The 22,772-nt window shown below is 36.6% G+C and carries 21 protein-coding genes, 1 tRNA gene and 1 rRNA gene; 1 reads left to right on the forward strand and 22 read right to left on the reverse strand.

Going from position 1 to position 22,772, the window contains the following annotated elements; all coding sequences use genetic code 11:
- From LD272_RS19805 to LD272_RS19895, 18 genes are all read right to left on the reverse strand, one after another.
- Nucleotides 1–203 (reverse strand): 16S ribosomal RNA (locus LD272_RS19805); the annotation flags it as partial.
- Between the two features lie 418 nt (nucleotides 204–621).
- Entirely contained in the window at nucleotides 622–2,103 is a 1,482-nt protein-coding gene (gene lysS, locus LD272_RS19810) for a lysine--tRNA ligase (protein WP_226038335.1), read from the reverse strand.
- A 482-nt stretch (nucleotides 2,104–2,585) separates the two neighbouring features.
- Nucleotides 2,586–2,792, reverse strand: coding sequence for a helix-turn-helix domain-containing protein (locus tag LD272_RS19820; protein WP_226038336.1), 207 nt, complete (start codon nucleotides 2,790–2,792; stop codon nucleotides 2,586–2,588).
- Complete coding sequence (folK, locus tag LD272_RS19825; protein WP_226038337.1) at nucleotides 2,762–3,274, reverse strand: 2-amino-4-hydroxy-6-hydroxymethyldihydropteridine diphosphokinase; 513 nt, start codon at nucleotides 3,272–3,274, stop codon at nucleotides 2,762–2,764. The genes LD272_RS19820 and folK overlap by 31 nt, the downstream gene beginning before the upstream one ends.
- Entirely contained in the window at nucleotides 3,271–3,636 is a 366-nt protein-coding gene (folB, locus tag LD272_RS19830) for a dihydroneopterin aldolase (protein ID WP_226038338.1), read from the reverse strand. Before folB ends, folK begins: the two co-directional genes overlap by 4 nt.
- Before the next feature lies 1 nt (nucleotide 3,637).
- Nucleotides 3,638–4,465 carry a dihydropteroate synthase gene (gene folP, locus LD272_RS19835; protein WP_226038339.1) on the reverse strand — a complete coding sequence of 276 codons (828 nt, stop codon included), beginning with the start codon at nucleotides 4,463–4,465 and terminating at the stop codon, nucleotides 3,638–3,640.
- 158 nt (nucleotides 4,466–4,623) lie between these two features.
- Nucleotides 4,624–5,553 carry a cysteine synthase A gene (gene cysK, locus LD272_RS19840; RefSeq protein WP_226038340.1) on the reverse strand — a complete coding sequence of 310 codons (930 nt, stop codon included), beginning with the start codon at nucleotides 5,551–5,553 and terminating at the stop codon, nucleotides 4,624–4,626.
- A 101-nt stretch (nucleotides 5,554–5,654) separates the two neighbouring features.
- A complete protein-coding gene (locus LD272_RS19845; protein WP_226038341.1) occupies nucleotides 5,655–6,551 on the reverse strand; it encodes a peptidylprolyl isomerase in 897 nt (298 codons plus the stop codon).
- A 15-nt stretch (nucleotides 6,552–6,566) separates the two neighbouring features.
- Nucleotides 6,567–7,439, reverse strand: coding sequence for an Hsp33 family molecular chaperone HslO (gene hslO / locus LD272_RS19850; protein WP_226038342.1), 873 nt, complete (start codon nucleotides 7,437–7,439; stop codon nucleotides 6,567–6,569).
- Nucleotides 7,436–8,236: a type III pantothenate kinase gene (locus LD272_RS19855; RefSeq protein WP_226038343.1), complete on the reverse strand. Its 801-nt coding sequence runs from the start codon at nucleotides 8,234–8,236 to the stop codon at nucleotides 7,436–7,438. The genes hslO and LD272_RS19855 overlap by 4 nt, the downstream gene beginning before the upstream one ends.
- Nucleotides 8,237–8,618: 382 nt before the next feature.
- The gene (gene ftsH, locus LD272_RS19860; RefSeq protein ID WP_226038344.1) at nucleotides 8,619–10,604 is read right to left on the reverse strand and encodes an ATP-dependent zinc metalloprotease FtsH; all 1,986 of its coding nucleotides are present in this window, start codon (nucleotides 10,602–10,604) and stop codon (nucleotides 8,619–8,621) included.
- Nucleotides 10,605–10,737: 133 nt separating this feature from the next.
- Entirely contained in the window at nucleotides 10,738–11,283 is a 546-nt protein-coding gene (hpt, locus tag LD272_RS19865; RefSeq protein WP_226038345.1) for a hypoxanthine phosphoribosyltransferase, read from the reverse strand.
- A 10-nt stretch (nucleotides 11,284–11,293) separates the two neighbouring features.
- Nucleotides 11,294–12,682: a tRNA lysidine(34) synthetase TilS gene (tilS, locus tag LD272_RS19870; protein ID WP_226038346.1), complete on the reverse strand. Its 1,389-nt coding sequence runs from the start codon at nucleotides 12,680–12,682 to the stop codon at nucleotides 11,294–11,296.
- Nucleotides 12,683–12,890: 208 nt separating this feature from the next.
- Complete coding sequence (gene prkT, locus LD272_RS19875; RefSeq protein ID WP_226038347.1) at nucleotides 12,891–13,874, reverse strand: serine/threonine protein kinase PrkT; 984 nt, start codon at nucleotides 13,872–13,874, stop codon at nucleotides 12,891–12,893.
- The gene (locus LD272_RS19880; RefSeq protein ID WP_226038348.1) at nucleotides 13,843–14,583 is read right to left on the reverse strand and encodes a vWA domain-containing protein; all 741 of its coding nucleotides are present in this window, start codon (nucleotides 14,581–14,583) and stop codon (nucleotides 13,843–13,845) included. Before LD272_RS19880 ends, prkT begins: the two co-directional genes overlap by 32 nt.
- A gap of 135 nt (nucleotides 14,584–14,718) precedes the next feature.
- Complete coding sequence (spoIIE, locus tag LD272_RS19885; RefSeq protein ID WP_226038349.1) at nucleotides 14,719–17,166, reverse strand: stage II sporulation protein E; 2,448 nt, start codon at nucleotides 17,164–17,166, stop codon at nucleotides 14,719–14,721.
- A 455-nt stretch (nucleotides 17,167–17,621) separates the two neighbouring features.
- The gene (locus LD272_RS19890) at nucleotides 17,622–18,251 is read right to left on the reverse strand and encodes an NUDIX hydrolase (protein ID WP_226038350.1); all 630 of its coding nucleotides are present in this window, start codon (nucleotides 18,249–18,251) and stop codon (nucleotides 17,622–17,624) included.
- 118 nt (nucleotides 18,252–18,369) lie between these two features.
- Nucleotides 18,370–18,933, reverse strand: coding sequence for a histidine phosphatase family protein (locus LD272_RS19895; RefSeq protein WP_226038351.1), 564 nt, complete (start codon nucleotides 18,931–18,933; stop codon nucleotides 18,370–18,372).
- A 260-nt stretch (nucleotides 18,934–19,193) separates the two neighbouring features.
- Here LD272_RS19895 and LD272_RS19900 point away from each other — a divergent pair.
- A tRNA-Met gene (locus LD272_RS19900) sits at nucleotides 19,194–19,267 on the forward strand.
- Nucleotides 19,268–19,323: 56 nt separating this feature from the next.
- Here the strand turns inward: LD272_RS19900 and LD272_RS19905 are convergent.
- From LD272_RS19905 to menA, 4 genes are read right to left on the reverse strand one after another with little or no spacing between them, the layout of a single operon-like run.
- The gene (locus LD272_RS19905) at nucleotides 19,324–20,136 is read right to left on the reverse strand and encodes an energy-coupling factor transporter transmembrane component T family protein (RefSeq protein WP_226038352.1); all 813 of its coding nucleotides are present in this window, start codon (nucleotides 20,134–20,136) and stop codon (nucleotides 19,324–19,326) included.
- Nucleotides 20,133–20,990: an energy-coupling factor transporter ATPase gene (locus tag LD272_RS19910; protein ID WP_226038353.1), complete on the reverse strand. Its 858-nt coding sequence runs from the start codon at nucleotides 20,988–20,990 to the stop codon at nucleotides 20,133–20,135. The genes LD272_RS19905 and LD272_RS19910 overlap by 4 nt, the downstream gene beginning before the upstream one ends.
- Nucleotides 20,966–21,790 (reverse strand): energy-coupling factor transporter ATPase, encoded by an 825-nt coding sequence (locus tag LD272_RS19915; protein ID WP_226038354.1) that lies wholly within the window; start codon nucleotides 21,788–21,790, stop codon nucleotides 20,966–20,968. The genes LD272_RS19910 and LD272_RS19915 overlap by 25 nt, the downstream gene beginning before the upstream one ends.
- 29 nt (nucleotides 21,791–21,819) lie before the next feature.
- Nucleotides 21,820–22,764, reverse strand: coding sequence for a 1,4-dihydroxy-2-naphthoate polyprenyltransferase (menA, locus tag LD272_RS19920; protein WP_226038355.1), 945 nt, complete (start codon nucleotides 22,762–22,764; stop codon nucleotides 21,820–21,822).
- Nucleotides 22,765–22,772: the final 8 nt, after the last annotated feature.

Here is a 22,772-nt window from a genome sequence, read left to right on the forward strand (position 1 = left end):
AGAAAGTGTTATCCGGTATTAGCTCCGGTTTCCCGGAGTTATCCCAGTCTTACAGGTAGGTTGCCCACGTGTTACTCACCCGTCCGCCGCTCATTCCACAAGTTCACACCCCGAAGGGTGATCACTTACTTCCTGCGCTCGACTTGCATGTATTAGGCACGCCGCCAGCGTTCGTCCTGAGCCAAGATCAAACTCTCCATAAAGTTTATGAGCTTGATTGCTCGTTCAAAAAACTAGCTTAATTTCTTACTTAACATACTGGTTGTTTCGTTCAGTTTTCAAGGATCAAAATGTTGATGTCTTTTTCGACAGCTTAATTATTATATCAAGTTGTTTTGATAAAGTCAACAACTTTTTAAAAATGTTTTTGTGTTGCCAACAAATCAAAACGGCAACTTAATTAATATACCATGTTGTTCAAATTAAATCAACAACTTTTTTCAAAAAGTGATAATTAACTTTTTCCTGCGCCTCGTTTAGGCAACGATTAATAATTTAACAGATTTTCTCCTTAAAGCAACAGGTTTATACTTTGAAATATATGGTAAATCAATAACCTTGCATAATATTTTTATATAAAGATTGCCCCTCTGCTTTTGTAAGCCGAGGGGCAACTTGAAGTTATCGATTACGCATTTGCGGAAATAATAATACATCTCTAATAGATGGGGCATTAGTTAGTAACATAACAAGTCGATCAATTCCTATACCTAAGCCACCTGTGGGCGGCATGCCGTATTCTAATGCTTCAAGAAAATCTTCATCCATTTCGTGAGCTTCGTCGTTTCCTTGTTCTTTTTCTTTTACCTGCGCTTCAAAACGTTCGCGTTGATCTATCGGGTCGTTTAATTCTGAAAATGCATTAGCGTGTTCACGTCCAACAATGAATAATTCAAAGCGATCCGTAAATCTTCCATCTTCTTTGTTCTTTTTAGCTAGTGGGGATATTTCAACAGGATGACCATAGACAAATGTCGGTTGAATCAATTTATCTTCAACTCTTTGTTCAAAGAACTCATTTACTATGTGACCAAACGTCATCGTATCTTTAATGCCAATCCCGTGTTTTTTCGCTAATGCTTTTGCTTCTTCATCACTCATCTCTTTCCAGAAATCCACATCAGTGTGCTCTTTAATCGCATCAACCATATGGATTCTCTTCCATTCAGGTTCAAGATTCACTTGATGATCTCCATAAGGAACTGTTGTAGATCCAATTACTTTTTTAGCAATATGAGCTACCATGTTCTCAACTAATGACATGATATCATGGAAGTCAGCATAAGCTTCATAGAGCTCCAGCATAGTAAATTCCGGATTGTGTCGGGTAGAAACACCTTCATTACGGAAAACACGTCCTATTTCATATACTTGTTCCATTCCACCGACAACCAATCTTTTTAAATGTAGCTCAATTGCAATTCTCATATAAAGAGGTATATCCAGCGCATTGTGATGTGTGGTAAAAGGTCTAGCAGATGCACCGCCAGCAATTCCATGCATCATCGGTGTCTCCACTTCAAGAAATCCATTATCGTCTAGGTAACGACGCATTGCTTGTATGATTTTACTACGAGTTAAAAATGTTTCTTTACTCTCCTGGTTTGTAATTAAATCCAAATAACGTTGACGATACCGTTGTTCTACATCCTTCAAACCATGAAACTTTTCTGGCAATGGACGAAGTGATTTAGTTAGCATCCGGAAGTTAGTTGCCTTTACCGATAGCTCTCCTACTTTTGTTTTAAAGACAACACCAGTTACACCTACAATATCACCCATATCAGTAGTGTTAAATAACTCATAGTCTTCTTCCCCAACTTTATCAAGTCGAATATATAGTTGGATTTGTCCACTTAAGTCTTGTACATGGGCAAAGCCAGCTTTCCCCTTACCTCGTTTTGTCATGACCCGTCCTGCAATAGTTGTTTCTATATTTTTCTCTTCCAACTCTTCCTTAGTAAAATGATCAAATTCCTGCTTCAATTGCTCAGCTAAATGCGTACGCACATATTTATCACCAAATGGATCGATTCCTTGGTCTTTATAAGCTTGTAATTTTTCTCTGCGAACGCGCATGAGGTCATTTAACTCTTCAGTCATAATTTTTCACTCCATTTATTTATTTATTTATCTTATGTACATTAACATTTTATAACATAATTAATAGTATTAAAAAGCTGCCAGTTAACCACTGGCAGCAACACACTTATGGCTTTAGTATAGAAAATGAACTGCGAAGTGTCAATGTATTACCTTTAATTACGAAACTCCTACTTTTGCCTAAGCTTCTATTTAATCAACAAAACTATAGAGAATATCCCTAGTGATTCACACGCTTCTATAATGTTGAAAGGTTTCTAACTTTCCCATTACCGTTCAGGCCATTTAGGTTCCAAGCGGCATGCTTTCTCATTTATCTTATTTTCAGACGCATTAAACGATCTGCATGTAGCATACACACATCGATTTTCCCTTTGGATTAGGGTCATTGATTAATTCGCCTGTTTCCGCCCATCAAGCACCACTCTATTTTTAATGGTGATACACCTGTATTCTTCTTGTTATGAATAAATCAACTGGCATTAATTATCCGGAGTTAATTCCTCTAACGATATATTTAAAAGATCGGTAATTTGAAGTAATAGACTTGAGGATGGTATTCGATTACCTCTTTCAACCTCACCAATTACTGAAACCGATATACCCAACTTACGTGCAAACTGCACTTGCGTATATCCTTTTAATTTACGATAAGCCTTTATTCTTCTTCCCCAGTCGTTGGTACCCATTTGATGACTCCCTTTTTGTCTTCTACTGTCGCCTCATCAAGAATAACTGAAACATTTTTATTCACGGTCGGAATAATAATCATTGGGTCAATATCTTTTAATGGGATGAGAACAAAAGCCCGCTCATGCATTCTAGGATGAGGAACAATTAGTTGTTCCGTTTTAATATTCTCTTGATTATAGAGCAAAATGTCAAGGTCTATCGTTCTGGGACCCCACCTTATTTCCCTCTTTCTTCCAAGTTCTTTCTCAATTCCCTGGCAGTAACCAAGTAACTGCAATGGTTTTAGACTTGTACTAACCTCCACCACCATGTTTAAAAAATTTTCTTGTTCTTTTAAACCAACCGGTTCCGTTTCATAGATTTGTGACTTGGAGGTAACTTTAATTTCATCATGATTATCTATTTGGCTAATTGCATTTAATAAAAAAGAATGCCTTGGTTGTATATTGGATCCTAACGCTATATATGCAGTAATCATTTGTGACTCTCCCTATAAATTTCAACCGCTACAGATCGGTAGTGACCAGCTATCGGTGGATCAGGCTTATAAAGCTTAACTGTACAAGCTACTAACTTATCAAATGTAGTCAACAAACATGTCGACAAATCTTCAGCCACTGCTTCCACAAGATTCCTTGCACGGCCTTCTACTATTTCTTTAGTTAATTGAAATACGGTTCCATAATTAATTGAATCAACCATATCATCTGATTTACCAGCTTCTTTCAAATCCAGTTCTAGAACTAAATCAACATAAAAACGTTGCCCTAGCTTATTTTCCTCAGGAAAAAGACCATGATAGCCATAGAACTCCATCTCATTTAAATATATTTTATCCATATTAATTTTCACCTCTTCCAATCATAGCATCCATCATCTTAGTCATTCGAACAGTGAACTCAACGTTATGGACTCTTACAATATCAACACCCTTAGTAATTCCGTAACAAACTGTAGCACCTGTTCCTTCATCTCTCTCTGTTACGGGCAAGTCCAATACTTTACCAATGACTGATTTACGCGACGTACCTAAAAGGATTGGATAACCTAAATCTAGAAATTGGTCCATATTTCTCATCGCCATCAAATTATCTTCTATCGTTTTAGCAAATCCAATGCCCGGATCTAAAAATATATGATTTTCATTCACACCAGCATCGAGTGCAATTTCAATACTTTCATTTAAATCGTCCTTCATATCATCAATAATAGAAGTGTAATCCATGTTATCTCTGTTATGCATCAAGATAATTGGAACGTTGTAGTTTGAAGCTACCTTGGCAATTTCCGGATCCTTCTTAGCACCCCAAACATCATTTATTATTGATGCACCTGCTTCAATCGCTTGTTTAGCTGTCTCTGCCTTATAAGTATCAATTGAAATTGGTATATTAACCCGCTTACTCACTGCCTCTATTATTGGTAATACTCGATTTAATTCATCAGTTACATCGACAGATTGATGACTTGGCCTAGTTGACTCACCACCAATATCAATGATGTCCGCTCCTTGTTTTTCCATAGCAATTGCCTGTTCAACCGCTTTATCCACCTCATTATATTTTCCGCCATCCGAGAAAGAATCTGGAGTTGCATTCAAAATGCCCATCACTAATGTTTTTTCATTTAAATTATAGGTTTTCACTCTAGTGGATAACTGTCTATTCATCTTTAGTCCGCCCTTACAAAATAATTTCTCTGTTCATTTTACATGATATTTAAAATTTATTCATTATTATGGCTTATTATTTTAGACATTATATCTATAGATACTAACAATCAATCACACCAAAAAACCCCTGCATTTCTGCAAGGGTTAAGGGAACGCTATTCTTCGTCTTCAAATTGATAAAGAGGAGTAGATAGATATCTTTCGCCGTTACTAGGAATTACAGCTAAAACCTTTTTACCTTTTCCTAGCTGCTTTGCCACCTTTTTTGCCGCAAAAATTGCTGCACCAGATGAAACTCCACCTAATAGACCATCTTTTCGCGCAGCTTCTCTTGCAGTAGCGTAAGCATCATCGTTACTTACAGTGATTACTTCATCGTAAACTTCAGTATCTAAAACAGCTGGTACGAATCCTGCACCGATTCCTTGAATTTTATGGGGACCAGGTTTCCCGCCCGATAAGATTGCAGAATCTTCAGGTTCAACAGCGTATATTTTAATATCCTTATATTTCTCTTTTAGAACTTTTCCAGCACCGGTAATAGTACCTCCTGTACCAATTCCAGAAACAAAACCATCTAACTGATCACCCATTTGCTCAACAATTTCTTTACCCGTTGAACGGGCATGGACTGCTGGGTTTGCTTCGTTATTAAACTGCTGCGGCATGAAGTAACCATGCTCGGCTTGAAGTTCCTCAGCCTTTTTAATAGCGCCTTTCATTCCCTCAGCGCCAGGAGTAAGGACTAAATCAGCGCCGTATGCTCGTAGCAAATTACGTCTTTCCATGCTCATTGTGTCAGGCATAACTAGAACCGCTTTATACCCTTTTACCGCCGCTACAAGAGCTAGACCAATACCAGTGTTTCCACTAGTAGGTTCAACGATTGTATCGCCTTCTTTTAACTTGCCATTCTTTTCACCTGCTTCAATCATCGACAAAGCAATACGGTCTTTCACTGAGCTACCTGGATTCATAAATTCTAATTTCAAATAAATTTCAGCGTCAGCAGCATCAGCTGTCCGGTTCAACTTTACAATTGGAGTATTACCAATTAAATCTGCAATAGATTGAGCTATTTTCATTTTACCACTCCTAATTCCTAGTATTTTTGTTGGATTTAACTTTAGATTACGCTAAAAGCCATAAAGATGTCAACTAAATTAACTGGAATTTTCTACTAATTTTACTCGTAGATCCATTCAATATCCGCTTCAATCCAAAGAGGATTGGCTGATATAATTGTTTCTACTTGCTCTAACGCAACTTCTCTTCTTATATGATTTTTTAATTCACCATAAGTAAACGACACTTCAGGTAATAATCTGTGTAAATAGATAATTGCAACACCTTTAGCCGTTAAAAACGGTTGGCTATACGTATGTTCCTCCATATCCATAGCCTTATTATAATAATCCGAGGGCAAAAAGTTACTGCCTTCAGTATAATAACCTAAGTATCCACCATCACTTTTTGTTTCTTCATCTATTGAATATTCCCTAGCCAATAAATTAAAAGATGCCCCTGATTCAAGCTCGCTAATAATTTTTTCAGCTGTTTTTTGATCATCAACCAAAATATGCGATAATTGAATCGACTCGCTAAATTCATACTGATTTTTATAACTATCATAGTATGCGGCGATTTCATTCTCAGATACATCAACATTCTTAGTTAGTAATTCTTCCATGAAATATCGATACCGAATATCTTCGATCCATTCTTCTCTTTTCTTTTCAATTTGTTCTTTCGTTAATATTCCATCCATTGTGTACAAAAGCGAAAGCTCACGTTCAATTAACTTGTCATTTAGGTTTAAATTCTGCTCCTCTGCCAGTTGGAATACTAGCTTTTTGTCTATCATATCTTTTAACACTTGCTCGCCGAATTTATCTTCTAATTGATTTGCCCACTCTTTATAAGAAATATCTTCACCCGCAATTGTTGCAACAGGCTCTTTTTTATTTACGCTAACGCTAAAATCTTCCGCTGGGTCACCGCTACTGTTAATCCAAACTACAAGTGTTGTCAAATTTGTTACGAAAAGAAGAATAATAATTCCCCACAAAAGCCTCCGCGTCATTTCTATTCCCTCTCCTTATTCCGATTTTAATGCATCTAATTCATCAGCATTAAATCTATACTGCTCATTACAAAAATGACATGTTGCCTCTGCACCATTATCTTCTGTTATCATTGAATTAATTTCATCATTTCCAAGACTTTTTATTGCCTGCTCAATTCTTTCTCTAGAACAAGGACATGAAAATTGAATCGGTAGCTTTTCATGTATCTTGATATTGTCAGCTCCTAATAATTGATTTAATATATCTTCTGGAGTATTACCTGACTGGATTAAACTAGAGATAGCAGGTATTTCACTAATGCGCTTTTCAATTTCTCCAATAGTATCATCGTCTGCTCCAGGCATCACCTGGATAATAAAACCGCCCGCAGCCAGGATAGAGTGATCCGGATTTACTAATACGCCCGCACCAACCGCAGACGGAACTTGTTCTGAATTGGCAAAATAATAGGTGAAATCTTCACTCACTTCACCAGAAACTATTGGAACTTGTCCCGTAAAGTTTTCTTTTAGTCCTAAATCCTTAACAACACTTACAGTTCCCTCTGTACCAACAGCTCTGGCAACATCTAGTTTTCCTTGGTCGTTTAATTCAAAATCAACATGCGGATTAGAAATATACCCCCGCACCTCACCTTTTGCATTTCCATCTGCGACAATTGGCCCAACCGGTCCATCTCCTTCTATCTTGACCGTTAGTTTATCCTTGCCTTTCATCATCGCACTCATCATTGCTGTGATGGTAATAGTTCTTCCTAATGCAGCAGAGGCTGTTGCCCATGTATCCTGTCTTTTTCTAGTTTCTTCAATTGTATCTGTAGTTTGGACTGCATAAGCTCTAACAGTTCCGTTAAATGCTGTAGCTTTTATTAAATAATCACTCATGTTGTATCAAACTCCTTCGTTGATTGTCTATTTTCATTATTTTTATATATTAAATAAAGCCCTTTTAGTGTTAAAGCAGGATCTACGATATCGATTACTCTGGAATCACTAGAAATTAAAGGGGCCAGTCCTCCAGTTGCTATTACTTTTGTTTGTTCGACTGCTTGGTCTTGTATCCTTCTTACCACTTCATCTACTTGTCCAATATATCCAAAGTACACACCTGACTGCATTGCTTCTACAGTCGAAGATCCAATCACATTACCGGGATTTTTAATTTCAATCTTTGGTAATTTAGCTGCCTTCGAATAAAGAGCTTCCAATGAAATATTTATTCCAGGAGCAATAACTCCACCGACATACTCCTCTTTTTCATTAACATAACAAAAAGTAGTAGCGGTACCGAAATCAATTATCACAAGTGGTCCCCCGTACTCCTCAATTGCCCCGACAGCATTCACAATGCGGTCAGCACCTATTTCTTTTGGATTAGGGTATTTCATTTTAAGAAATGGATCAATTGCCTTTTCTCCTATGATCATCGGTTTTTTATGAAAGTATTTTCTTGACATATTTTCAAGCGAGTACATTATAGGTGGGACCACAGAAGATATAATAATGCCGTCAATATCGGAAAAAGCCAAATTCTCATGAGCCAACAATGATTTGATAAGCATTGCATATTCATCTTCAGTCTTATGACGATCCGTCTTTATTCGCCATTGGTATTCTAATCGGTCACTTTTAAATACTCCTAATACTGTGTTCGTATTACCTACATCCAGAACAAAAATCATTTCTTCTCCACCATTTCTATATAGAGTGATGATCATCCCTATCAATAGGGGGTATTACCTCAGATGGTTAGTTAAATAAATTGGTAAATGCTTCTTCATTTTATAGTGGAAACCACCTGACAAACTTCGCTACTAATTAACCCTGTCCATCATATCATAACCTTAATTTATAGTCATAACAGCCGGTTAATACATAAAAACTATCCTCTTCCAAGTTTCTTCAGGCAATGCATCCTTATACTATCTTTTATTTTAATTATAAATTTTACTATATGCTATCTGAAATTACATCATTTATGCTTTTGGCGCAATAGTTAGGAACTAACTTTTTATACTCATAAAAAACAGCCCATAATAACATGATTATGGGCTGTTTTTGAAATTATTGTTTATTATCTTTGTCTTCTTCACTCTTAGTTTCACTATCTTCACTAGCAGTTTCATCTTCTGCCTTAGACTGAATATTCACTTTAACATCTGAACTATCAGTAGCATCCTCTTTAGGTTCAGCTTGTATTTTTTCATCGTTTTTCTCAAAAACAACCGGTTCTGGTAATTCACCAGTATCAAACAATGACTTAATCTGTTTAGCATCCAGCGTCTCCACTTTAAGAAGAGATTGTGCAACTAATTCTAATTTATCTTTGTTCTCAGTTAAGATTTCTTTAGCGCGAACATAACACTGGTTGATAAAGTTCTGCATTTCTTGGTCAATCTCATAAGCAATTGCATCACTATAATTAGATTCGTTCTGCATATCTCTACCTAAGAACACTTGACCACCAGAACTAGCAAATTGTAATGGACCAATTTTATCACTCATACCATATTCAGTAATCATTTTTCTAACGATACTAGTAGCTCGTTGAAAATCGTTATGCGCCCCAGTGCTTGCTTCACCGAAGATTATTTCTTCAGCGACACGTCCACCAAGTAAACCTGTGATTTTATCAAGTAGTTCTGGTTTGGTCATGAAGTAACGGTCTTCTTTTGGAAGCATTACAGCATATCCACCAGCTTGACCCCTTGGTACAATTGTTACCTTATGTACCATATCAGCATCATCTAGTACCATTCCAATTATTGTGTGTCCACTTTCATGGTAAGCAACAATATTTCTTTCCTTCTTGGAAATCACCCTGCTTTTCTTAGCTGGACCTGCAATAACACGGTCAATTGCTTCATCTACATCTACCATTTCAATTTTCGTCTTGTCAGTTCTTGCTGCCACAAGTGCGGCTTCATTTAATAAGTTCTCAAGGTCCGCTCCAGAGAATCCCGGAGTTCTAGAAGCAATTGTTTTAAGTTCTACATCGTCCGCTAATGGCTTATCTCTTGCGTGTACTTTTAGTACATCTTCACGTCCTCTTAAGTCAGGACGATCTACAGTGATCTGACGGTCGAAACGTCCAGGACGTAACAATGCTGGGTCTAGGATATCTGGACGGTTAGTTGCAGCGATAATAATAATACCTTCATTCTCACCAAAACCATCCATCTCAACTAGCAATTGGTTTAACGTCTGCTCACGTTCGTCATGTCCACCACCAACACCAGCTCCACGTTGTCTACCAACAGCATCGATCTCATCGATAAAGATAATACACGGTGCATTCTTTTTCGCATTTTCAAATAAATCACGTACACGAGAAGCACCAACACCAACGAACATCTCTACGAAGTCAGAACCACTAATAGAGAAGAATGGTGTACCAGCTTCCCCAGCCACAGCACGAGCAAGTAATGTTTTACCTGTTCCCGGAGGACCTACTAATAGGACACCTTTAGGAATTTTCGCACCAATAGCAGTGAATTTACGAGGATCTTTTAGGAAGTCTACTACCTCCACAAGCTCTTGCTTCTCCTCATCTGCTCCTGCAACATCTTTAAATCGTACTTTCTTCTTTTCTTCACTGTACATCTTAGCCTTACTCTTACCAAAGTTCATTACTTTACTACCGCCGCCTTGGGCTTGGTTAAGTAGGAAAAAGAATAAGATGAATATGATAACAAACGGTATCATGGTAGTCAAAAACGTTACCCATCCGCTTGGTTGTTCTTCTGGTTCAACAGTTACAATATCTTGTTCTCTTGCAGTTTCTGTAATACTCGCAATAATCTCAGTGTTATCTGGGACGTGCGTCACAAATGTACTTCCATCACTAGAAAGAGTTCCGGAAATACGATATACCTGATTTGATGGTTCCATAGTCATTTCTTCAATTTCACCATTACTAAGTGCCTGGTTAAATTGATTTACATTAAATTGTTGTTCTTGATCGTTTTGTCCGTTAAATACTCCGACTACCCCTATTACTACTAGGAATATTAGAAAATAAAATAGTACGTTTCTAAATACACGATTCATTTGCCTACCTCCTCCCAAGCGAGAAAACTATAGTAAATATTATCACACAAAAAAGACCAAATACAACTAATTGCAATTACCATTTTATGATATGTCAATTTACTGTCACTAATTCCTGCAACTTGTAAATGCATTATTCGTCTCCACCATATATTCTAGGTTTTAATACACCTATATATGGAAGGTTCCGATATCGCTCTTGATAATCCAAACCATATCCAACAACGAACTCATTCGGAACTTCAAATCCAACAACATCCGCTTTAATATCGACCGTTCTACCCACTGGCTTGTCTAGTAAGGTTACGATTTTAATCGAGTTAGCCTTTCTATACTTAAACAAGTCTACTAAATAGTTGAGTGTCAAACCACTATCAATGATGTCTTCAATGATTAGCAAATCTCTTCCTTCAACCTTTGTGTTTAAGTCCTTTACAATTTTCACTTCTCCAGATGACTGCATCTCTCCACCATAACTAGAGACATCCATGAAATCCATTTCCAGATAAGTTTCGGTATAGCGTAGAACGTCGGACATAAAAGGCATTGCTCCTTTTAAAACGCCAATTGCTAACGGGAACTTACCATCATATTCCTCTGTTAATTGTCTGCCTATTTCTTTACACTTCTCTTCAATTTCCTGTCTGGAAATCAATACTTTCTCTATATCGTTATGCATCCTGATCCTCCTAGATGTTACCCTTCTTATAATGTACTCGAAGAAATTTTCTTGAATTTTTATCTTGGTCCATATTCCCTTTCCTAAGCCCTATCAACCAGATTACCTTTTCTTTATCATCAACCAACAAGGGCCAATTATCCCTAAGATAAAGAGGTACTTTTTCATCAATGAAGATATCTTTCACCTTTTTGCTGCCATTTAATCCTCTAACTACCATTTTATCTCCTGGCTTCCTTGTCCGAACTGTAAGTGGTAAGGTGACATCGCTGAGATTGCACACTAAATCATTTGCTGTACCTTCAGCTGGGTCGCTAGAAAAAGAAGTAATAATAGTCGAACCGTCCGGCAACGTTACAACCCCTGGCACTTTCAAAGATTGAACGTAAGGATTGCCTTGTAATTCATGAAAGTGAAATTCAATAAGATGATAGCTTTTAGTCAATTTTAAGCCTTTTGGGAATTCAACCGTTACATTCGCCTTTTTGCTATGTATTAAATCAAAAAATTGATCTTCATGAACATAATGCAGTCCTTTTGGAACTGTACTGTATAGATAGTTTAATATTAGATGAAAGGACCGTCTTTGTAAAGCAAATGAATATTGTTTAAATCCACTTATATTAAACGTAGCACTATGTCTATCTTCTGCAAAAGTAACTTCTTTATTGATAAGTTTTTTTGTTTCCTGAGTTAAGTATTCCTCATCATAACTTATCGTTTCGCTGAGCCTTTGCAGGTTTTTATGCAAATTTGGGTTTTGACTCTTAAGTAACGGAAGGATATTAATTCTAAAAAAGTTTCGAGTGTAAACATCCTGATTATTGGAAGGGTCTCTTCTTGGTACTATGCCATTCTCTTCACAATAAGTCTCAATCTTTTCCTTATTGATAGAAAGAAAAGGTCGAACAATTAATCCATTTCCAAAATTACGTCTTACTGGAATACCTTTTAGTAAGGAAGGATTAGTAATCCTGGCAAATCGCATCATCATTGTTTCTGCTTGGTCATCACCATGGTGACCAAGTGCTAAATAATCTGCTTGGTACTTTTTCATTTGCTCTTCGAAAAAACGGTATCTAAGTTCGCGTGCTGCTAACTGCGTTCCTATACTTTCATTTACTTTATACGATTGAACATCTAAAAGGGTTTCAACAAATTCTATTTTCCATAACTCACACATGTTTTTGACATAGTTAACATCCCGACTCGATTGTTCACCCCTTAAACCGTGATCTGCGGATAATGCAATTAATCGAAAACCCCAATTATTTTTTAGTTCATTTAAATAATGAAGCAAAGCCATTGAATCGGGTCCTCCCGAAACACCTACTAATACTGTTGCGTTTTGATGAAATAACTGATGCTTTTGGATGAAATCATTCACTTCTTTAATCATGACAACCTCGCTCTTAGGAAACCGAATCTTTTATACCTATAAATACATTATTCAATCGGTAAATAGCTGCCGACTCCTATTATTATCTGACGACCAATAAATTCCACGCGTTCATTAATGTTACTATTTACATCCTATCATTAATGACCATCTAACCCTATGATTTTGCATAATAGTAGATAAAGCACCCTATAACAGCTTATCAAATTCAAATAAGGATAAGGTAAAAGAAGTAAAACAAGACAACTACAAAACAAATACCAAGGCTTTCAAAGATAGGGTTAATCTTCTCTTTCTTTTTATTCTGTAATTGATGATTTTTTCGTTTTATTGGTACCTGCTTTGTATTATCCTGATAGCTTTGGTGGCTTCTCGTTTGATTGTAGTCTTTCATCATGATGGATGATAGGTCAGACCTCATTTGTTCGCTTGTCATGTACTGACCTAGTAACGCTTTTTTAATGCATGGTTGATATATTTTTAGTTGAGGTATTTGATCTAATTTTGTCAATAGTGTTTTTTTAGGTACTTTTCCTCGTTCAAACTGAACCGGATGATAGAAATGTATCATAATCATTGCTATTGCAAATAAATCATATGAGGGCTCCGCTCGTCTCGAACCCATACCCCAATAACCCCGATCAAAAAACTCCGTGTACTCTTTAATAGAACGGCCTATTTGTGTTGTTCCGCCAACATCTATCCATCTAAGCCTTGCTGGTGGATGTGTGACAATTAGGTTATCTGTCTTAAGATCACCAAATACCCAACCTTCCTTATGCAACTTAATCAGATCCTGCAATAGTTGTACGATTAAAATACCTAGCCACTCTTCTCCGTGTTGTTTAATAAATGTCGACATCTGTTTACCTTTTAAATAATCCATTACATAAAAAGAATAACGGTTACCGAAACTATCAATCCAATCATCAACGTCTAATAAAGAAGGCCCAAGGCGTTTTCCTTGGACCTTTTGGAAGGTTTTAAGTACATTTACTTCCATTGTAACAGAGGAACCCTTATCACTAATCTTTAGTGCTGCTTTTTTTCCGTTACATTCACATAGATAAACTGATCCTATCGCTCCACGACCAAGTTGTTTTTTTATATAATAGCGATTATGATGCCACTTACCGACAACGATGCTTCCCGGCCTAAGGTCAATGCCCTGTTTCTTCGATGTTTGATTCATTTTCTCTCATGAAGCTCCTTCGTAAGCTTTTCTTTCCAAACTGATACATTGCTTGTTTTAACGCAGGACCTGTAGGTGTAATACCCCCACTTGTTAATTTAGGGAAAATGGAGGACATAGATTCAAGTTTTGGTGACCAATCTAATACTTTATTAATATCTTTTCTTTTACCAGGAAAAGAAAAAATCGCAAAACGGTTGCGACCAATTCTTGCATTCATACTTACCGACAAATCAACCAACGCTTCTTGAACAGTCGGAAGCTTATTATGCATACTTGCACTTGTATCAACTAAAACCAGTACCTCTAAATCACATGTTTCTCCTAAGTCTTCGACAACTTCCATTACTTCCCCACGCTGTTCTGGTGGAAGTTCCTCTAAACTCTGATTTGGACCTAATATTTGTTTCAATTCCTGATTAACGACACCCTGTAAAGTTAGGGTCATTGCTTGTTTTGTAACGGTTTGAACGGTCTGTGACAATGCTTTTTGGTAAACAAGTTGACTAACACCTCCACCTGACATGGCCACCTCTTCCACTTCCTTTAAACCTGTTGGGTCTTCGCTTTGGTCATCCTCTAAAATGCCAATAACATTTACTGTAATTCCCTGTTGGGCAGCCAAGGCAGCAACAGCAGATGGATCTTCACCTTTATTTGAACATCCATCCGTAATTAATAGAATTTGCTTTAATGTTCCTGTTCTCATCAGCTATAACTCCTCCTGTTTATCCGTTCGTGTCACGTAATCTAAAGTAAATCTACTAGAACGTTACACTTTTCATCATCAGCATGGTCAATGAAGGAGAAGATTATACCTGATTTAATAAGGTTATAGATATCCTTATTTTGCCTCCTTGTAATCAGTCGGTATTGCTGCCCATTTCGGGTTATTCTTTTCTACCTTCGCCACAAGAACCGTCATATCATCTTCTATTTCACCTGACCTTGTTCTCACTACTTCTTCTAGGATGAGGTCAGCCATATCTTGTGGATCTGTAGTTTCCATATCTTTTATTTTTCTTTTTAACCATATATCTACGTTCTCAATATTTTTTGGTCCTTCAAAAATTCCATCACTCATCATAATTAACATATCACCAGCTTTAAGTTGGTCACTTACTACCTCTACATCAAATTCTTGAATAATTCCAATTGGTAAGTTACTAGCCTCTATCTTAAAAATTTGATTTCCTCGTTTAATAAAACTCGGTGTTGATCCAATTTTGAGGAACCTCACGGCTGCATTGTGCAAATCTATCATCGCCAAATCTAATGTGGAAAATATTTCATCGCTAGTTCTCAAAGATAAAATAGAGTTTATCGATTTAATCGCCACTTGCTCTTGAATACCAGATTGCAATATTTGTTGTAATAGACGTAACGTCTCTGTACTTTCTTCATGCGCTCGTTGCCCGTTACCCATTCCATCACTAATTGCCATTGCATATTTACCCGCACCTAGTTCAATCGTAGAATAACTATCGCCTGATATTAGTCCACCACCCTTAGCAGCATGGGATACGCCTGCTTCAATTACATATTTCTTTGCGGATCCAAAAGAAAAATAACAATATCCGTTAGGAAGTGGGGATATTTCCTCCTCCTTTACGATGACAGATTCTTTTAAGATATCAGACAGCATCGGAGCTATCAGCTTTTGTCCTTCCCCATGGTAATTGTAGAACGACAAATTCATTTCGATATCGATTTTCCCTTTTTCTAAGCTATAAATATCAAGCTTTTCAATTTCAATACCCATATGCTTTAGTGCAGCAACTATTTCAATTTCTTGGTATTCGTGATTTTCTCTTTCCTTGAGAATCTCAATAGCAAAATCACCCATCACCTCGGAAACTCCTAGCAACTGGTCAGCCACAAAACGCCTGCTTTCAGTTACTTGTTTCTTTAACTTACGATTCGCTTCAAAGAAAGAAAGCTCTTGATTCATCGTATCGATTACCTTCTTAGATTTAACACAATGATTCTCAAAGTTACGTAGTAAAATTTTATTCGGCTGATCTTCCTCTGACAAGTCACTCTTTAATTCAGTCATTAAATCATAAGTTTTATCAAATTGTTGGGCCCAGCACCAATCTTTTTTAAAACAAGTTTGACACGTTTTCTCTGTCACGTTACTTAAAAAGTAATCATTTTCACGGTCGTCCTCTTCCTCCAAAGTAACTTTTGGATCAAGTGTAAAGCTCTTAGATAAAGCTTGGAATACATTAGAAAACTGTTCTACACGGTTTGCAGTTACATCGCGAACTTTTTGTAAATATTGCTCCTGCTCTTTTGAGTGCTCAACAGTTCCCGGTATATATCTAGACAACTTCTTTATCCAACTTTCTGGTGTAAATAAAAATAAAAGAACTGCAATAGAAGATTCGAGTAGTGATGGAAGAAGTTCCGCGACCCCTCTTCCATATATACCTATAAGCGCTGTCCCGACAAATAACCCTAAGCTAACCCCTATTTTTTTTCCGTCCTTTAGCAGCCCACCTAGTAAACCAGAGAAAGCAAGCAAACTCATTTGATACAAATTAGCTACATTAGCCAAACTTAGTATCAAACCAGCTACTACCCCTACCGTTGACCCAATAGCTGCTCCCCCTATGTACGAAAGCAGTAGTACTAAATAGCGTGAGGATATCTGTTCAAATGATGCTCCTTGAATTTCCCAGCCAATTGTTCCGGTCAGAACAGATGCAAGTAGAATAATTAAACAAACAATCTCCTCATTCTTTAATGTCGGTTTAAATCTTTTTGGTGATAACAATGGAATGCTTTGCATAAAGATAAGTACTAAGACAGCACTAAGTACTCCTTCAACAGCTGCTAACATCCATTCATATGCAGTAACTTGTTCAAACATAAAATAATTAAATACTCGCGGCATTAAACTAGCAAAAAATACAACAATAGGAATAATCCTTTGTTGATGATTCATATACTTAAATAAAGATGCTAAAACGATAAAAAATACCATAGCAATCAAAACGTAAACTCCGTGTTGCCAATGATAAGTCAGAGCACCTGCTAGCGTCGCAAGCATAACTCTAAATGATTTATCCTTACGCATAAACCAGACAGAAGCGAGAAAAGAAAGGGCAAAAGGCGATAATGCGGATAGCACAATAGCCCTACCAAGTAAGAAGCCAACAATTATTAATAGCCAGCCCTTCTCAAGAAAGAACAATTTCGCCTTCTCCCCCAACCTCCGCTTCCAGGTCTCCATGTTTTTAGTTATAAAAATTGATTTGGATTCACTACCCGTTGCAGAATCTATCATTCTACATCACTCCCTCCTGATGAATATTAAAACACAGCTAATCTCATTTTTTTGTCAAACCATCAGGAGTGCTAATCAAAAATGTTCGACTAGTTTCTAGGATAGTAAACCCAATTCAACATAATAAATCACTTGCTAACTATCTCGTCGACAATCTTGAATCTATGTTTTTAAGTTTTAATAGTTTATTAAACCATAGCTAAGTCAATTTCATATTTATAATATCAAGCCATATACCAACAACATATAGTTCGAAAAGGTTTCATACAACTATATGTCGTACCCTGATGGCGGTAAATAGCTATTATAAAATTGATTAACCTAAAGGAAATAAGTAGAGATTCACTGACGCAAATAGATTCATATAATTTGGCGAATCATACCAAAAATTAATTAGTAATGAAATTAATAGCACAAATACTTAAATAAAAGACAAAACAAGCGCCCCGCGAATCTCACAGGGCGCTTGTTTTGTCTTTTATTTTATCAGCACAACGGAATACCGTTAAATAGTAGTCAAGCTGGTGAGGAACAAAATCATCTCTAGTCACTTTATTATAAATAGTAGTTCTTTCTCCGGCTTCTTGTTTGAATCCATCTACTGCTACCTCATCAAGATTTCCTAGAAATAAGTTGAAAATATCTGTTAACTCTATTTTAACTAACCCTGCGAGCTCCTCTTCTTGTATGTTAAATTCGTTCACTTCTAATTTTGTCTTATACAAAAATACGTTACAAAACTCAAAATCAGAAAAATTATCCCCCTCTAGTTTTTCGTTAATAATCCCGACAAAATTCAATTCATTATAATCAACTACTATACCCATTTCTTCTTCTAACTCCCTGCAACCATCCACTACAGATTCACCAGCTAGAAGGTGTCCAGCAGCCGAAATATCTAATAGATTCGGAAATAAGTCCTTATCTTTTTGTCTAATTTGAAATAAAAGATATTTCTTTTCCGCTTCTTGACTCACTATCCAACAGTGGAATGTTTGATGCCATAAACCTTCCTTGTGTACTTCTTTTCTAGAAGCTACCCCCGTATAGTTTCCGGTTTCATCATAAACATCTAAAAATTCCATCCAGCCATCCCCCATACTCCAAGTACTTTTTATTTAAATTAGTCCATTTTATCATGCTGTTCTTTTGAAAGTTGTCATCCAAGATGACAATTAATGCATATGGTAATTATGAAATAGATTAAGATAGATGATCAATTTGGTTATAATTATGAATTTTCCATTGTTGGTCCACGTACTGGATATTACTAATACACGCATTCATTAATTTTGTTTTACCTGAACCAACCTTTCCACTAGAGATTGTTGACAGTATAGTCCCAATTACAGCTCCATGAGCTACAAGTAATACCTTTTTGTCTGGATAACGTTTATTTATTATTTCAATACCATTCATAACACGATTTTTCAAATCTTCTCTTTCTTCCTGACCTGGATAATCACCATCCGGATATCGAGCAACTCTTTCTTCGATGGTAAGACCTTCAGCTTCACCAAAGGACCTTTCTTTAAATTCTTCCATTTCTATAATTGGTAATTTCAAATCCTTATTTAGAATTTCGGCCGTTTGCTTCGCCCTTAGCAACGGGCTAGAAATAAAGAAATCCCAATCAAGACTATTCACATATTCCCTACATTCCTCTGCTTGTCGTTTTCCTGTGGCGTTAAGCGGTATATCTGTCTTCCCTTGAATTTTACCCAAGTAGTTCCAGTCCGTCTCCCCGTGTCTTACTAAACAAATCATTAAATTCTCCCCCTTTTTAAATTAAAACTATCTATCATTTTTCAACAACGATTATATTTGTTTTATTGAATCAATTTCATAATTACCTTATGCAGCAAGTTGTCATCCTCGATGCCAACTTGGTAGTAATCAGTATTATGAAATTGACTAATATTCAGATATTAAACTATACTATTGACACTAAGTAATTGCTATTGTATTATATCATTTGTGACTCTAGGCCAACAGTACGCATTGGTAACTATAGTTAAACGATACTTGGCGGTGTAGCTCAGCTGGCTAGAGCGTACGGTTCATACCCGTGAGGTCGGGGGTTCGATCCCCTCCGCCGCTATATAATTTTAAAAGAACGATTCAAAAAACGATTCCTCTTCATGAGAAATCGTTTTTTTAGTGTCCAATCCCGCCTTCTGTTCTTAGCCAGATTAATAAAGTAGTTAATAAAATCATAATAAATAACGATAGAGTATCTCGTCTTCTCCAGTATAACTGACGAAAGATTGATCTTTTTTCACCAGATTGATAGCCCCGCACTTCCATTGCATTTGCCATATCTTCTGCGCGGTTTAGCGAACTTACAAATAACGGAAGAAAAATTGGCACTAGCGTCTTCATTTGTCTGAACAGTGAACCTTCCCCAAATTCTGTCCCTCTTGCACGTTGTGCATCCATTACTTTTTGAGTTTCATCCAGTAAATTAGGTATAAAGCGCAAAGAAATCGATAGCATCAGCGATAATTCATCTACTGGAATCCTTAGCTTCTGTAATGGTCGCAACAAAATATTAATCGCATCTGTTAAATCAATTGGTTTTGTCGTTAATGTTATTACTGTTGAAATGAAAATAATCATGACAAAACGACAAAAAATATAGACACCATTAATTAAACCAAATTCAGATATTGTTATTGGTCCCCAGTCTAGATAAATTTCCCCGCCAGCTGTAAACAAGATTTGCAGAAAAACAGTAAACAAAATTAGCCAAATTAGTGGACGAACTCCTCGCAGGTAGATACCAAACTTTACATCTGACAAACGCATAACTGCAAAAGTAAATAATCCAAGTACTAGATAGGTTTCCCAATTATTTGCTAAAAAAAGCACAAAAATAAAATAAACACCAGCTAGTAGTTTCGCCCTCGGATCTAACCGATGAAGCCAGGAATCACCCGGAAAGTAACGCCCTAAGATTAATTTATTCATGCCAGATTCACCTCGATTAATGCTTCGGCTAATTCTTCTACCGTTAAGCAGACTTGAGGCAGGATTACTCCTGTTTCTTGTTCGATCCTCAACTGAAATCGCCTGGCATCTGGAACATCTACATGCCATTTTTTTAACTCTTTCTCCTCTGAAAATATAGACCTTTTATCACCATGCATGACTATTTGTCCCTCATTCATAATAATAACGTCATCTGCATAAGTAGCAACATCATCCATATCATGGGTAACAAGCACTGTTGTCAACTTCTTCTCGTGGTGCCAAGATGCAATTAATGATAAAATTTCTTTTTTTCCAGCTGGATCAAGTCCAGCTCCAGGTTCATCGAGTACAAGTACTTCTGGTTGCATGGCAAGAATACCAGCAATTGCAACACGGCGTTTTTGCCCTCCAGATAAGGAGAACGGAGACTTCGTTAGTATAATTGGATCTAAACCGACTTGTATTAATACATCTCGAGCCATCTTCTTTGCCTTTATTAGTGGAACGCCAAAATTTAGTGGTCCAAAACAAATATCCTGCTCTACCGTTTCAGCAAACAGTTGCGATTCTGGAAACTGAAAGACCATGCCAACTTGTTTTCTTATCTTTTTTAAAGAACGCTTGTTTTTGCCAGCCTTAATTACTGTATCACCAATCTTTATTTGACCATCTGTCGGAATTAATAGACCATTCATCGCTTTTAGTAAACTAGATTTCCCTGAACCTGTATGTCCAATCACAGCTGTAAAAGAACCGGATTTTAAATTCATATCAATAGACCGCAGAACTCTTGGACTACGAATTGGACCAAGTTGATAATCTGCTGTTACACTATCAAACAATAGTTGCATAACCTTCTCACCATTTCTTCTTCCGTCATATAATTCTCTGGAAATTCCCCGCCCCTTGTTATCAGCTCTCGTTTCAATCTTTCAGCAAAGGGAGGCTGTAAATCCAGCTGCTCTTCGAAAATTAGGCTTGGAGAGCCACTTTTTACTATTCTTCCTTTTTCTAGGATCATGATTCGATCTGCTGATGCCGCTTCGTTCATATCATGGGTGATCGAAATAACTGTTATATTTTCTGTTTTTATCAAGTGTTGAAGTGTAGAAAGTAACTCACGCCTGCTTTTTGGATCTAACATTACCAAAGCTTCATCCAAAATGATCAGTGAAGGTTTTAAAGCAAGCATTCCTGCTATTGCTACCCTTTGTTTTTGCCCTCCAGATAACCTGGATGGATCATGCGAACGAAATTCATACATATCAACTAGTTTAAGTGCCTTACCTATTCTTTTTACCATCTCTTCGTAGGGCATATTTATATTCTCCAAACCAAAAGCTACATCATCTTCAACAGTTGTACCGATAAATTGGTTTTCTGGATTTTGAAATACTAAACCAATATGACTCCTACCATTCCGGTTCATCGTGTCATTGACATTTAACCCTGCAATACAGATAGAACCCTCTTCTGGTTCAAGTAATCCAACTAATAGTTTTGCGAGTGTTGATTTACCCGATCCATTGTGACCAATTACCGCCAGCCACTCCCCTTGATTGACCGTAAACGAAAGATCCGACAAAGTCTCTTCTTCTATTCGCTTATCATACTTAAAAGTAAGGTTTTTCACTTTTACAATAGGCTTCATCGTTTCACTCACCCTTCATAAAAAAGCTTTTATAATGTAATTAATAAAGAAATGATAAACGTAGCAACTAAAGAGCCATTGACAAGTACTAAATTTTTAATAGCTACTTGAAATGTTTCCGATTTTTCTTGTATTCTATTAAACTGACGAACATGCTTATAAACTGGAACAATAACAATCAATGATACTAATAAAAACACTGGTATTAAGTTAAATAATACGGAAATAATTATCGCTATAAATGATGCGACGTATAACAAATCGAATAGCCAAATTGCATAACGTTTTCCTAAATAATAAGGTAGCGTGTATCGCTTATTTGTAATATCATCTTCTAAGTCACATATGTTATTGGCTAACATTAAATTTGCAATTGTAAAGACACAAGGTAACGAAATCAACAAAATCTCAAGTAACAGGATAATATCTGCTGTAAGACTTATATTTCTTCCCTCCCAAATTAACTGAGCAATCCCTTGATCAAAAGCATTAACGTAGACAATTAAGAAAATAATTCCAAATCCCATTGCACCTCCCGAAAAAACTTCTCCTAGTGGCATGCGCGATAAAGGAATTGGACCAAAGGTATAAAAAATACCGATTGCAAAACAAACCATCCCGATTAAGAGCACTAATAAATCTGTTCGGAATACTAACCAAACACCTAAACCGGTTGCTATTATTAACATCGCCATGATCGTCGTAATAACCACACGTTCCGGGACCTTTTTTTGACCAATAATATTTTGCTCCCGTCGATAATCCTGGTTCAATGCCTTACGGTAATCCATATAATTATTAATTGCTGTAGTTGTTAAATCAAAAATAATCATCGAACCGAAAAAAATCATCGTATTCAATGGATTAAATGTATCATATCGATAAATGACAAATAATATCCCAATTAAAAACGGAAACACACTTGCAATTTTTGTCTGTATCTCAACAAGTTTTAAAAATGTTCCAATCGACATTAGTTACT

The organism is Aquibacillus saliphilus, from assembly GCF_020404745.1.
Classification (GTDB): Bacteria; Bacillota; Bacilli; order Bacillales; family Amphibacillaceae; genus Aquibacillus; species Aquibacillus saliphilus.

Bases quoted from the DNA above. Each gene is read 5' to 3' on its own strand.
- lysS (WP_226038335.1), bottom strand. From the start codon at position 2,103: ATGACTGAAGAGTTAAATGACCTCATGCGCGTTCGCAGAGAAAAATTA.
- LD272_RS19820 (WP_226038336.1), bottom strand. From the start codon at position 2,792: ATGGGTACCAACGACTGGGGAAGAAGAATAAAGGCTTATCGTAAATTA.
- folK (WP_226038337.1), bottom strand. From the start codon at position 3,274: ATGATTACTGCATATATAGCGTTAGGATCCAATATACAACCAAGGCAT.
- folB (WP_226038338.1), bottom strand. From the start codon at position 3,636: ATGGATAAAATATATTTAAATGAGATGGAGTTCTATGGCTATCATGGT.
- folP (WP_226038339.1), bottom strand. From the start codon at position 4,465: ATGAATAGACAGTTATCCACTAGAGTGAAAACCTATAATTTAAATGAA.
- cysK (WP_226038340.1), bottom strand. From the start codon at position 5,553: ATGAAAATAGCTCAATCTATTGCAGATTTAATTGGTAATACTCCAATT.
- LD272_RS19845 (WP_226038341.1), bottom strand. From the start codon at position 6,551: ATGACGCGGAGGCTTTTGTGGGGAATTATTATTCTTCTTTTCGTAACA.
- hslO (WP_226038342.1), bottom strand. From the start codon at position 7,439: ATGAGTGATTATTTAATAAAAGCTACAGCATTTAACGGAACTGTTAGA.
- LD272_RS19855 (WP_226038343.1), bottom strand. From the start codon at position 8,236: ATGATTTTTGTTCTGGATGTAGGTAATACGAACACAGTATTAGGAGTA.
- ftsH (WP_226038344.1), bottom strand. From the start codon at position 10,604: ATGAATCGTGTATTTAGAAACGTACTATTTTATTTTCTAATATTCCTA.
- hpt (WP_226038345.1), bottom strand. From the start codon at position 11,283: ATGCATAACGATATAGAGAAAGTATTGATTTCCAGACAGGAAATTGAA.
- tilS (WP_226038346.1), bottom strand. From the start codon at position 12,682: ATGATTAAAGAAGTGAATGATTTCATCCAAAAGCATCAGTTATTTCAT.
- prkT (WP_226038347.1), bottom strand. From the start codon at position 13,874: ATGAATCAAACATCGAAGAAACAGGGCATTGACCTTAGGCCGGGAAGC.
- LD272_RS19880 (WP_226038348.1), bottom strand. From the start codon at position 14,583: ATGAGAACAGGAACATTAAAGCAAATTCTATTAATTACGGATGGATGT.
- spoIIE (WP_226038349.1), bottom strand. From the start codon at position 17,166: ATGATAGATTCTGCAACGGGTAGTGAATCCAAATCAATTTTTATAACT.
- LD272_RS19890 (WP_226038350.1), bottom strand. From the start codon at position 18,251: ATGGAATTTTTAGATGTTTATGATGAAACCGGAAACTATACGGGGGTA.
- LD272_RS19895 (WP_226038351.1), bottom strand. From the start codon at position 18,933: ATGATTTGTTTAGTAAGACACGGGGAGACGGACTGGAACTACTTGGGT.
- LD272_RS19905 (WP_226038352.1), bottom strand. From the start codon at position 20,136: ATGAATAAATTAATCTTAGGGCGTTACTTTCCGGGTGATTCCTGGCTT.
- LD272_RS19910 (WP_226038353.1), bottom strand. From the start codon at position 20,990: ATGCAACTATTGTTTGATAGTGTAACAGCAGATTATCAACTTGGTCCA.
- LD272_RS19915 (WP_226038354.1), bottom strand. From the start codon at position 21,790: ATGAAGCCTATTGTAAAAGTGAAAAACCTTACTTTTAAGTATGATAAG.
- menA (WP_226038355.1), bottom strand. From the start codon at position 22,764: ATGTCGATTGGAACATTTTTAAAACTTGTTGAGATACAGACAAAAATT.